General features: G+C 43.7%; 10 protein-coding genes and 1 tRNA gene. 7 read left to right on the top strand and 4 right to left on the bottom strand.

The annotated features are described in order from the left end of the window. Positions 1-155: 155 nt before the first annotated feature. Positions 156-488 (bottom strand): CopG family transcriptional regulator, encoded by a 333-nt coding sequence (locus ACHUET_RS10660; RefSeq protein ID WP_201599496.1) that lies wholly within the window; start codon positions 486-488, stop codon positions 156-158. A 190-nt stretch (positions 489-678) separates the two neighbouring features. After that, positions 679-754: transfer RNA gene (locus ACHUET_RS10655), tRNA-Asn, on the bottom strand. Between the two features lie 492 nt (positions 755-1246). Between ACHUET_RS10655 and ACHUET_RS10650 the strand changes: the two genes are divergently transcribed. The 5 genes from ACHUET_RS10650 to betT all read left to right on the top strand — a co-directional run bounded on the left by ACHUET_RS10650 (position 1247) and on the right by betT (position 7946). After that, positions 1247-1591 (top strand): DMT family transporter, encoded by a 345-nt coding sequence (locus ACHUET_RS10650; RefSeq protein ID WP_201599578.1) that lies wholly within the window; start codon positions 1247-1249, stop codon positions 1589-1591. 1 nt (position 1592) lies between these two features. Next, positions 1593-2183: a TetR/AcrR family transcriptional regulator gene (locus tag ACHUET_RS10645; RefSeq protein WP_394212698.1), complete on the top strand. Its 591-nt coding sequence runs from the start codon at positions 1593-1595 to the stop codon at positions 2181-2183. Between the two features lie 117 nt (positions 2184-2300). Further along, positions 2301-3803, top strand: a complete 1503-nt coding sequence (gene betB / locus ACHUET_RS10640) for a betaine-aldehyde dehydrogenase (RefSeq protein ID WP_394212696.1) — start codon at positions 2301-2303, stop codon at positions 3801-3803. A 105-nt stretch (positions 3804-3908) separates the two neighbouring features. After that, the gene (gene betA, locus ACHUET_RS10635) at positions 3909-5609 is read left to right on the top strand and encodes a choline dehydrogenase (protein ID WP_394212695.1); all 1701 of its coding nucleotides are present in this window, start codon (positions 3909-3911) and stop codon (positions 5607-5609) included. A gap of 291 nt (positions 5610-5900) precedes the next feature. Next, the gene (betT, locus tag ACHUET_RS10630; protein ID WP_394212693.1) at positions 5901-7946 is read left to right on the top strand and encodes a choline BCCT transporter BetT; all 2046 of its coding nucleotides are present in this window, start codon (positions 5901-5903) and stop codon (positions 7944-7946) included. Between the two features lie 98 nt (positions 7947-8044). Here betT and ACHUET_RS10625 read toward each other — a convergent pair whose 3' ends face one another. Continuing rightward, complete coding sequence (locus ACHUET_RS10625) at positions 8045-8137, bottom strand: flagellar motor protein MotB (protein ID WP_394212817.1); 93 nt, start codon at positions 8135-8137, stop codon at positions 8045-8047. 59 nt (positions 8138-8196) lie between these two features. Here ACHUET_RS10625 and ACHUET_RS10620 point away from each other — a divergent pair, with 59 nt between their 5' ends. Then, positions 8197-8685: a M48 family metallopeptidase gene (locus tag ACHUET_RS10620; RefSeq protein ID WP_394212691.1), complete on the top strand. Its 489-nt coding sequence runs from the start codon at positions 8197-8199 to the stop codon at positions 8683-8685. Positions 8686-8883: 198 nt separating this feature from the next. Here ACHUET_RS10620 and ACHUET_RS10615 read toward each other — a convergent pair whose 3' ends face one another. Further along, positions 8884-9765 carry an IS982 family transposase gene (locus ACHUET_RS10615; RefSeq protein WP_394212689.1) on the bottom strand — a complete coding sequence of 294 codons (882 nt, stop codon included), beginning with the start codon at positions 9763-9765 and terminating at the stop codon, positions 8884-8886. A gap of 876 nt (positions 9766-10641) precedes the next feature. Here ACHUET_RS10615 and ACHUET_RS10610 point away from each other — a divergent pair. Beyond that, a partial coding sequence (locus ACHUET_RS10610) for an ESPR-type extended signal peptide-containing protein (protein WP_394212688.1) occupies positions 10642-12092 on the top strand: 1451 nt, incomplete at its 3' end.

The following is a 12092-nucleotide window of genomic DNA, read 5'->3' as shown; positions in this document are numbered from 1 at the left end:
TTTACTCTGAATAATAGCTCTGGATAACAGCCACAAAAAAAGACCAAGCTTGCGTTAGCAAACTTGGTCTTTTTTATAAACGTCGTTATCGGCTACTGTCCGGTCGTATATATCTGGCCGCATAATGACTTTTAGTTTGTCATGTTCAACATTGGTTATTGATCGTTGTCTTGCAACTCAGATAAAGAGTGAGAGATGTTGTTGTTGTGCGTTACTACGATTGCTTCATCGATGATACGCTGACTGACGCCGCGCTTGCGTAGCGTTTCGATGAATACTTCGTCATGAGCGAGCGTGTAATCTTGATGGTCACGATCGAGACCTTGGCGAATATATAAACGAATAAGACCTTGAATGCGCTTAAAGCCCAATTCTGACGTCGTCGCTTCCAATAGGCCAATCATTTCTTCAGACAAACGAATGCTGATCGGGCGCATGATTTTTTGCGGATGATCAGAAAACTTATTTTTTACACGTACAGGTATCATAATAAACCATTATTTTTAGTGAGTAGGAGTAAAACACTCAAACAAAAACGAACCCAATCAGAACACATCTTACCATACAACAAAAATGCCTAAAAGAACACAGCCGCCATGCGAATATTATTATAGACAAATGCGAAAACGGCAACAATAAAAAAACCTTCATCAAATAGTGATGAAGGTTTTTAGTATATGGCTCTCCAACCTGGGCTCGAACCAGGGACACACGGATTAACAGTCCGTTGCTCTACCAACTGAGCTATTGGAGAATAAGCTGTCATAACTGCAAGTGTTTAAAGCTTTATAAAGCAGTAATTACTTGGCTTGTTTGCGTTATGTGGGGCACATTTTAGCCAAGTCGTTAGAGGCTGTCAACCTTATTATGCGATTAATTATAAATATTGTCGCAATTATTAAAAATAGGCGCTTATCCCTTGCTAGATAGGGCATTTCAGCAGCTTTCTTCACCCAATAAGAATGCAAATTTACTTATTTGCTCTAATCGCTACCTACATTTATAGAAAACATCAGATTTTGAAAAGAATAATTGATGCAATGCTGACACGATCACCAACCTAACCGGATCGAACTAACTATAAACGAGCAATATCTTGCTATTAAGACGATCACTACACGGTTTGACACAATAAAGACGCAAGACAGCCCTTCACATTGCTAGAATATTACTATAAAATACCTACCATATGGTTTCTTTGCTATACTTTATTAGCAGATGCTTGGATAAAGGCGGTGTGCTAACGATGAGTCCTACGACGATTGCTTACGGTTATTTGACGATCGCTATTGTATGCGAGGTGATCGGTACGACTTTTTTGGTAAAGTCAGAGCAGTTTACCCGTTTGGGGCCGACGCTGATGATGGGTGCGCTTTATGCGCTCTCGTTTTACTTATTGGCACAGACACTCAAGGTCATCCCTTTAGGTATTGCCTATGCATTATGGGGTGGATTGGGCATTGTGCTGACATCGCTCGCAGGCTTAGTGCTATTCAAGCAAAACCTAGATACGGCAGCAGTGGTTGGCATCGCTATGATCGTCGGCGGTGTTGTTGTGATGAATTTATTGTCTAACTCTGTGGTGCATTAATATGAATATAGAAGTGGGAAATGCTCATAAGCGCAAAAAACAGCCAGAAGTGGTTCGCCGTGCCTTACTTGATCAGGCAGCGCGAATAACGCTTGAGCAAGGATTGACGAAGGTAACGTTTCAGGCGGTCGCTGATGCCGTAGGCGTGACAAAGGGCGGCGTGATGCATCATTTCGCAACCAAAAACGCCCTTGTGCTTGAAGTGTTTAATGATGCAATGGCGAAATTTGAGGCAGAAGTAGATGCCGCCATGGCTAGTGACCCTGTGAGTTATGGCTCTTTTACCCGTGCCTATATAGATGCCACCATCAGCTTGGGCGAAAAAGCGCAAGCAGAATACGATAATCAAGCAACATTATATGTATTGATGTTAGGCGATAGCGAGTTACGTGAGTTGTGGGCCAAATGGGCCAATGCTCAACTAAAGAAACACGCAGCTACTGACGATACTGAAACACTAAGCATGGTTCGTCTGACGGCTGATGGGATTTGGCTCTCGGACTTTTCAGGCATCCATATAGCGGACAAGCAGTCATTACATGATCGGTTGATAAAAATGACGCACCGTGACTTTGATACAAGTTCGAACTAATAAACATTTAGCCAATGAAAAACTACGAAAACTATATTCACAAAATTAAATAATGACGACATTATGTGGTAAGAGCTTTTATATAGCGGCTTTTGCCCATCGTCCTAAGGAGAATTTATGACAGATAGCAACAATTTGACAGACATTATCGATTTAGAAAAAGTGCAAACCGCTTATATTAATGGTCGTTACTTGGCGGTAGATGACACGCTCACCACTTTTGAAGATATCAATCCAGCGACTGGTGAGGTATTAGCAACCATTCAGCAAACGAGCAATGAGCAGATTGATGACGCGGTAAAAGCGGCACATAAAGGTCAAAAAATCTGGGCGGCGATGACGACTGTTGAACGTGGTCGTATTTTATCAAAGGCCGTTGAAATATTGCGTGCGCGCAATGATGTGCTCGCGCTGCTTGAAACAAAAGACACGGGTAAAGCGTACTCTGAGACAAAGTATGTCGATATCGTAACTGGCGCTGATGTCATTGAGTACTATGCAGGGCTTGCGCCAATGATCGAAGGTCGTCAGATTCCATTGCGTGATACGAGCTTTGTCTATACTCGCCGCGAGCCACTTGGCGTGGTCGCTGGTATTGGTGCATGGAACTATCCTATTCAAATCGCCATGTGGAAAGCAGCACCTGCACTAGCTGCTGGTAATGCGATGATCTTTAAGCCATCAGAAGTCACCCCTTTGACTGCCTTAAAACTGGCAGAAATCCTGACAGAAGCGGGATTACCAGATGGTGTATTCAACGTCGTGCAAGGCAACTACGAAGTAGGTCAAGCACTGACCAATCATCCAGATATCGCCAAAGTATCATTTACAGGTGGCGTACCAACGGGTAAAAAAGTCATGTCGAGCGCGGCAAGCTCGTCTTTAAAAGATGTGACGTTAGAGCTTGGTGGTAAATCACCGTTGATCATATTTGATGATGCCGATATCGATACCGCGGCTGACATCGCGATGATGGCGAATTTTTATAGTACCGGTCAGGTATGTACCAATGGCACGCGAGTGTTTGTCCCTAAGGCGATGCAAGAAAAGTTTGAGCAAGCCATTTTAACGCGTGTTGAGCGTATTAAGTTGGGCGATCCGGTAGATGAGAACATCAATATGGGTCCATTGGTTAGCTTCCCACATATGGAGCGCGTGCTTAGTTATATCGAGCAAGGCAAAGAGGGCGGCGCACGTCTACTAACGGGCGGCGCACGCGTCACAACAGATGCATTGGCAAATGGTGCCTTTGTTGAGCCGACCGTATTTACAGATTGCAGCGACGATATGACCATCGTCCGTGAGGAAATCTTTGGTCCAGTTATGTCAATATTGACGTACGAGACCGAAGAGGAAGTCATCCGCCGCGCCAATGATACCGATTATGGTTTGGCGGCTGGAGTTGTGACTGCGGATCTAAATCGCGCGCATCGCGTCATCGCTCAGATCGAAGCAGGCATTTGCTGGTTGAACACGTGGGGTGAGTCAGCGGCACAGATGCCAGTCGGCGGCTATAAGCACTCAGGCATCGGCCGCGAAAACGGGGTTGAGGCGCTTGAGCATTATACTCAAACCAAATCTATCCAAGTAGAGTTGGGTGCGTTTGAATCGGTCTTTTAATGATTGGTATTGAGAAAAACGAGGGCAGTTTGGGTCTGATGACGCTGTGCATTTGACCTCACTGCTACCAACCGATTTATATTTTTCAATATTATGGAGCATGTTATGACATCAACCACCCCTGAATACGATTATATTATTGTTGGTGCAGGGTCAGCAGGTAATGTGCTGGCCACGCGTTTGACCGAAGATGCCAATATCAAAGTATTACTACTAGAAGCCGGTCGTCCAGATTATCGATTGGACTTTCGTACTCAAATGCCAGCGGCGCTTGCGATGCCGCTGCAAGGCACGACCTACAACTGGGGCTACAAGACAGATCCTGAGCCATATATGAACAACCGTGTCATGGATTGTGGTCGCGGTAAAGGGCTTGGCGGCTCATCGCTTATCAACGGTATGTGCTACATCCGCGGCAATGCGCTGGATTATGATGATTGGGCAAAAATCAAAGGTCTGGAAGATTGGACGTATTTAGATTGCCTACCGTATTTCAAAAAATCAGAAAATCGCGATGTCGGCGAAAATGACTACCACGGTGCGGGCGGCCCTGTTGAGATGACTACCTCCAAGCCAGGCGTCAATCCACTGTTCCAAGCCATGATCGAAGCTGGCGTACAAGCAGGATATCCACGCACCGAAGACTTAAACGGCTATCAGCAAGAGGGCTTCGGTCCGATGGATCGCTTTGTAACGCCAAATGGTCGCCGCGCTTCAACGGCTCGAGGCTATCTGGATCGCGCCAAGCCGCGTGACAATATCACGATCTTGACAGGGGCGCTGACCGATGTGATCTTATTCGATGGCAAGCGTGCCGTTGGCGTCAAGGTAGAGCACGGAGGCCAAACCAAAAATTTTTATGCCTCTCGTGAAGTGGTGGTGTCATCTGGTGCGATTGCCTCACCGCAGCTATTGCAGCGCTCTGGTATTGGCCCTAGTCAATGGCTTAGAGACGCTGGCGTGACTGAAATACTAGATTTGCCGGGCGTTGGTAATAACTTACAGGATCATTTAGAGCTGTATATGCAGTACGAATGTAAGCTGCCAGTGTCGATTGCGCCTGCCAATAAATGGTGGAATAAACCTGCCATTGGTGCGGAGTGGTTGTTTAATGGTACAGGCCTTGGGGCTTCCAACCAGTTTGAAGGCGGCGGCTTTATCCGTACGGATGAGAAATTCACTCACCCAAATATTCAGTATCATTTCTTGCCGCTTGCCGTGCGTTATGATGGCCGTAGCGCCAGTGATTCGCACAGTTTTCAAGCACACGTCGGCTCATTGCGCTCACCAAGTCGTGGTCGCGTCAAGCTGACCTCAAAAGACCCAAGTGCGCATCCAAGTATTTTATTTAACTATATGTCGCATGATCAGGATTGGCAGGAGTTCCGTGCCGCGATGCGTATTACGCGTGAGATCATGCATCAGCCTGCGCTGGACCCTTATCGCGGTGCTGCCATCTCACCCACCGAAGACTTGGTCACCGATCAGCAGTTAGATGACTATGTGCGTGAGCATGGCGAGACGGCATATCATCCGTCGTGTACGTGTGCGATGGGGGAAGATAACGATTCGGTCGTCAATGGTGAAGGGCTGGTACATGGTATCGATGGTTTGCGAGTCGTTGATGCGTCTATTATGCCAAATATTATTAGCGGCAATCTCAATGCCACCACCATTATGCTGGCCGAAAAAATCGTTGATAAAATGAAAGGCGTACAACTGCCTCGTTCTACGGCAGATTATTATGTCGCCAATGGAGCACCGCTACGCTCTGAGCCAATGCGCGATTACCTCTCAACGATGTAAGCTAAGCGGCTGGGCAGGTAGGCAGGGCGAGATGCGCTGCTGAATAAATAACGATATAAGATAACTTCAAAGTAATGGCCTTTCACGTAAAGGCCTTTTTTATCAGCGCTGATGTAGTAGGGCGATGCAAGTCGTTACGGTCGGCACTGTTTATCATTTTATTCGCTTTTATTCATTGGTACTGCTTTGTGCGTCATGCGGTTATGTATACGTTATGTGGTTAAAAGTCATAATGCTATGCCGGACAAAGCAATATCGGACACTGTTTAATTTACCTATTTGAGGTCTTTTATGTACAGTTCGCCATCACAAGATGTGACGAAACCTTTGAGCCTAAATAAAACTGTGTTTTTAGGTTCGGCTATTATTTCTATTTTATTGATAATCTGGACCATTGTTTTTCCAGATTATAGTGAGACCTTACTCAGCTCAAGCATGGCTTGGGTATCAGATAAGTTTGGCTGGTACTACATGTTGGTGGTTGCCGCTTATAGTATCTTTGCTTTGTTTGTCGGCTTTTCTAAGTATGGCGATATCAAGCTGGGGCAGGATCACGAAAAAGCGCAGTTTCCGTTTTTAGCGTGGGCTGCCATGCTCTTCTCCGCGGGTATTGGTATAGATCTATTGTTTTTTGGTGCGTCAGAGCCATTGATGCATTATCTAACACCGCATACGGGACTAGAGCCTGCGAGTGCCGAGGCGATGCGTCAAGCACTTGCTCAGACCTTTTTGCATTGGGGTTTACATGGCTGGGGTATTTATGCACTGATTGGTATGGCATTGGCTTACTTCGCCTATCGCAAAAACATGCCGCTCGCGCTACGCTCACCGCTCACACCGATATTTGGTGAACGCTTGATCAAAGGCTGGTTGGGTGATGGGATTGATACTTTCGGTGTCGTGTGTACGCTGATGGGTATTGCGACCAGTCTGGGTATTGGGGTCTTACAGGCTAATGCTGGCTTGACCCATGTCTTTGGTATTGAATCTAGCAAGATGGTTCAAGCGCTTATCATTGTCGGTGTGGTCGTAGCCGCTGCTGTCTCTGCGATGACGGGTGTCGAAAAAGGCGTACGTCGTCTGTCTGAATTCAATATGCTGTCGTCAATATTGCTATTGCTTGCCATCCTCGTGATGGGTAATACCGTATATTTATTAAACACTTTTACGCAAAATATTGGTCAATATTTCCAAACCATTATTTATAAAACCTTTGATGTTTACGCTTATGACGGTACTGCTGGTGCCGACTGGAAATCAGGTTGGACGATATTTTTCTGGGCATGGTGGGTCGCTTGGGCACCGTTTGTTGGTCTATTTATTGCGCGTATTAGCCGTGGCCGTACGCTACGTGAGTTTGTCTTTGGTGTGATGTTCATTCCATTGGGCTTTATTTTTGCATGGTTCTCTATCTTTGGTAACACCGCGATAGATCTGGTCGCTAATGGGGCAACGGCGCTTGGTGAAACTGCCGTCAATGATGCCGCGATGGGCATGTTTGCGCTATTTGAGTACTTCCCTTATAGCGAAGTCCTATCATTTGCAGGTGTAATCATCGGTCTGGTGTTCTTTGTAACTTCTGCTGACTCAGGCGCGTTGGTACTTGCGAACCTAAGCTCAAGAGGCATGACCAATGATACGGATGCACCGGTTTGGTTACGTTTATTTTGGGCGGCTGCAACGGGTCTTATCACGCTAGGTTTATTGTTTGCAGGTGGTTTTGCCTCACTGCAATCTGTTTCCGTGATTGCAGGCTTGCCGTTCTCTCTGATTCTAGTGCTCTATATGATGTCCATGTGGAAGTCACTGAAAGAAGAAGGCAATAAGCGCAAAGCCAGCACGATTGGTACCGCCAATGTACTTGATAGCGGTAAAGGCTGGAAAGCACGCTTGCAACGTATTGTGAGCTTCCCAGGACACGCGCAGGTCGAAAAGTTCTTGAAAACGGTCGTGATGCCAGCGATGACTGAGGTCGAAAAAGAGTTTAAAGCAGGCGGCCTCAAAACCTCGTTAGATGCGCATAACCTTGCCAGTATTGGTGAGGATATCGATGCCGGTATGAACCAAGATACTGGTCAGGTAGACGGCCTAAAACTACGTGTCGGTCATGGTGATGAAGATGATTTTATTTATGAAGTTAACTTAATCAAAGCTGAACGCCCTAATTTCACATTGAATACATCAACCAAGCACGCAGAGTACTACTACCGTGCTGAGGTGTTCTTGAGTGAAGGCTCGCAAGAATATGACTTGGTTGGTTATACCAAAGAGCAGGTATTGGTCGATATCTTAAATCAGTACGAGCGTCATTTGCAGTATCTGCATTTAGAGCGTTAATGGCTTAGACTATCGCGCTATCAATCTATATATGTACGATAGCTGATAAGTGACTGGCTTTATAAGAAACTTTTGTAAGAAATGACCCCATAAGTTGGCTACAGCTTATGGGGTTTCTTTTTATGAGATTCGTTCATGATAAACAGGACAAGAGAGAAACAGAATAAGTAAGAGAGAAAATCAGCAAATATAAGGTAAAATTCATCAAGATCAGCTGATAAATTTTAACGCACAAGCAAAGGATACATTTGTGACCAGATTAAAATACATAGCGCATTACTCAGAACAGGTTCAAACGCAAGCCGCGCAAATGATAAGCGACGGCAGGATGGGTGCGTATTTGGAAAACAAATACCCCATGCAGCATCAAGTACAAAGTGATAAGGCGCTTTATCACTATGTCAATGAAATAAAAAACCAATACATGCGCAAGATTGGCCCGCTATCACATGTCAGTTATAGCAGTAAGTTAAAGGTACTAAAGCATGCGCTGGGTATCCATACTACCCAATCTCGCGTGCAAGGAAGCAAGCTTAAATCGCACAATAGCATCACGGTGGCCAGTCTATTCAAAGACGCACCGCCAGAGTTTTTGCGCATGATTGTGGTGCATGAGCTCGCTCATTTTAAAGAGCACGACCATAACAAGGCGTTTTATCAACTGTGCTGTCATATGGAACCTGAGTATCATCAACTTGAGTTAGATATGCGCTTATGGTTGCATTGGCAAGAGCGATGATTGCCTCATTGGTATTAGATTTAGAATTTCTAAACGTTTAAATAGATAAATTTAGTGTAGCTTTTTAATAAAATTGAAAGACTTTTGTTTTATTTAAAAAATAAGTGTAATAACACATTGTTTTCTATATTGTTTTAGCAGAAACATACTAATTAACCCCAGTTCGGGATAAGCCACATTGTAACTCATTGATACTATTTACAATGTAGCCACCTGTCCCTGCTGAGGCATATTTTTGATGGTGGGTTTATACGGAAACCAGCAATAAGCAATCAAACCTGACAGCAAGTTTGTAATAAAACCCGTGACACTACGATGGCGTGAATGCTCAATCTGACACAAGTTTTTCAGCTCCCCAAACACCGTCTCAACCAAAGAGCGATGATTGAGTAGAGCCTCATCCATAGGCTCAAGTAATTGGGGTTTCATATTACGCCGAAGTTTCGTTATCAACGTAGTATCACTGTGTTTTGTGAGCCACTCGTTCAGTGCTTTACTGATGTAGCCTCTATCACCAAATAGTTTTCCAAATAAAGACGTTGCCATATCCTTAACAGGCACTCTGTCATCGGTATTACCCGCAGTGACTTTAACAGATACAAGCTCGCCCTTATGATTGATAATGGCGTGTAGCTTAAAGCCATAGAACCAGCCCATACTACCTTTACCTCTTTGCGCCATACTCTCAAAGACTTTATGACGGTAGATACGTTTGTTATGACAAACTGCTATCTTGGTTGAATCAATATAGCTGATACCCGTACAGTCGCCCATCATGCTTTGCAAGTAGCTGCACAGTGGCATGATACTGCGCGGCACAAGCTCTATAAATCGCGAGTAGCTCGGCAGATTTGGAAACGCCCGTTTCATCATGCCAAGCATGTGATGGTAGTAAAACGCCTTAAACTGTCGATACCGCAGTTGATGAAACAGTACCAAGATGGTCATCATCTCTGCTACACTTATCTTGCATGCTCTTAACCTTTGGTGTCCCGTTGCGATTAAATGAGCGTCAAACTCAGGTTTGAATTGCTGATAAAAGTCGTCAATATGGCAGTATAGTTCGGTTAGGTTGTCCATGTAAGAAGTCCTTTTTGCTTAAGTGGTCTTGGTAAACTCACTTTAGCAATTTTGGGCTTCTTTTTTTATCTTTTTTTGAGCGCTTATCCCGAATTGGGGTTAATTATATTTTGATTCGCTTTTAATTATTCTTTTGTTATACGTATACGTTTTTTCAGAATATATAGAAAGCAGATAAGTAGGAGGTTAGGGGAGTAATAATTTACATTGCTCTAAAAAAGAAAAAATAAACCATTGATGAAAGGTCTTTATATTTATTAATTGCCATATAAGTCAATATCCTTGAAATCACGAATCAATCGATAAAATCATTCATAATCGTATAAAAATTTATATGAATCCTCCCAACTACATATCATTATACCTACCTAATAGATCTCTTGCATAAGTCATCGCTAGCCCTTGTGACTTCGTTAGTTAAAGTCAATAAACTGGTACTTTTGCAAGAGGTCTAATAAGTAAAAAATAAAAGCCCTTGATCGATTAATAAAGACTTTCATCCCTTAATTTACTATAAAAAATACGTCTATTTCATGATGATTCTTATTGTCTTCACTTATTACAAAGTAAAAACTCATATATGAAAATAGGACAGTAAAAACAAAAAAACAGTAGAAATTCATATAGAAGATTGGGTAAAAAATCATGGATTTCTTTGATATAAAAAGTATTTAGATTCTTTCTTAAATATTACTGATGAACGGTCAATATTTAGGGCTGAACGGTATTTATTATACATCTTGATACTATAAAATGATAACAAAACTAGTCAATAAGCTAACAAAAGTTATTTAATTATCTCTAATCTGTATATATACAAACCTATAGTCTTTCCTGTTACCTACTCGCTCTTCAATTTTCATAGGATGAAAAAATATGAACCGTAATTATAAAGTCATTTGGAATCAGTCATTAAACTGCTTTATGGCGGTTGCTGAGTATGCAAAAAGCCGTGGTAAGTCTAGTAGTACCGTGAGTTCTACGTCTACTGCATCTGCTGCCGTGTCATCAGGGGCACGATTATTACGATTGAGTGCTTTAAGTGTGGGGCTGATTAGTGCCGGGTTTAGTGTGCAAGCAGTAGCAGGCTATGAAGCAGGCGGCGGGACGACTAGGGAAAACTGTACAAGAGATTCTAACGGTGGTTTTAGTATTAAAGAGGCTTCGATAGCTATTGGAAATGGGGTTACTGATAATATTGCTTGTGCCTCAAGTGTAGAAGCAATCGCAATAGGTGCAAACCTTGCAGCACAAGGAGAGCAGTCAACCGTTATTGGTAATGATATCATTGCGGGTACTAGCGCTGTACAAGCTGTTGTAATCGGGTCAAATTTCAATGCCAATCCCACTACATCTAGTGGGCAGGGTGGGGTTGCTATTGGTAGTGGCTTGACTTCAACCTTAGATAGTCCAGTTGCAAATGGGGTTGGTTCTGTTGCTATTGGATCAAGTGGAAATGGTACAACTAATAGCCTAAATGGTGCGGTTGCCTCAGGGAATCATGCCTTAGCTCTTATGTCTGGTGCGAATGCGTCAGCCACAAACTCTATTGCTTTGGGCACTTCTGCAACAGCAAATATTGCAAATAGTGTTGCATTAGGTTCTGGTTCAACAACTGCTGCGTACGTTCGAACCCAAACAGGTACAGTTAACGGCAAGACTTATACCTATGCAGGCACACCTGCTACTTCAAGCACGGTGAGCATTGGTGCATCAGGTACTGAGCGTACTTTAACCAACTTAGCCGCTGGTCGCGTGAGTGCAACGAGTACAGATGGTATTAATGGTAGTCAATTATTTCAAACTAATACAGAACTAGGCAACCTAGCAGCCAATACAGCCAGTGCATTGGGCGGTACTTCTACTGCAGGAACAGCTGCAGGTGGGATTACAGCACCAAGTTATACTATTACAAAAACAGATGGCACAAACTATTCTGCTGCTAATAATGTCGGCACAGCACTATCAAATTTAAACACAGAAGTTATTAAGTCAATTACCTTTACGGGTAATAGTGGCAGCTCAACACGTAAGCTAGGTGAAACGCTCACTATCTCTGGTGGGTTGGCTGGTGCTAGCTCTAATAGCAACGTTAAAACCGTTATCACTGATGGCAAAGTTGACATTCAAATTGCTAATGCCCCGACCTTTACAGGACAAGTAAAAGCCAATGGTTTTGATGCCAGTGGTGCTAAGATTATTAATGTTGCTAATGGTACCGTGGCAGCCAACAGTCAAGACGCGACTAACGGCGGTCAGCTATTTAACACCGCAGAATCGGTTAAGAACGTTATTGGTGGTAATGCGATCAACACAGGTGGCGTGAT

Source organism: Psychrobacter piscatorii (assembly GCF_043641605.1).
GTDB lineage: Bacteria > Pseudomonadota > Gammaproteobacteria > Pseudomonadales > Moraxellaceae > Psychrobacter > Psychrobacter piscatorii_C.
The sequence above is the reverse complement of the archived record's forward strand: the minus strand, read 5'-3'. Positions and strand labels throughout refer to the sequence as shown.

Coding starts and splice junctions, on each gene's coding strand:
- ACHUET_RS10660 (WP_201599496.1), bottom strand. CDS start 488: ATGATACCTGTACGTGTAAAAAATAAGTTTTCTGATCATCCGCAAAAA.
- ACHUET_RS10650 (WP_201599578.1), top strand. CDS start 1,247: ATGAGTCCTACGACGATTGCTTACGGTTATTTGACGATCGCTATTGTA.
- ACHUET_RS10645 (WP_394212698.1), top strand. CDS start 1,593: ATGAATATAGAAGTGGGAAATGCTCATAAGCGCAAAAAACAGCCAGAA.
- betB (WP_394212696.1), top strand. CDS start 2,301: ATGACAGATAGCAACAATTTGACAGACATTATCGATTTAGAAAAAGTG.
- betA (WP_394212695.1), top strand. CDS start 3,909: ATGACATCAACCACCCCTGAATACGATTATATTATTGTTGGTGCAGGG.
- betT (WP_394212693.1), top strand. CDS start 5,901: ATGTACAGTTCGCCATCACAAGATGTGACGAAACCTTTGAGCCTAAAT.
- ACHUET_RS10615 (WP_394212689.1), bottom strand. CDS start 9,765: ATGGACAACCTAACCGAACTATACTGCCATATTGACGACTTTTATCAG.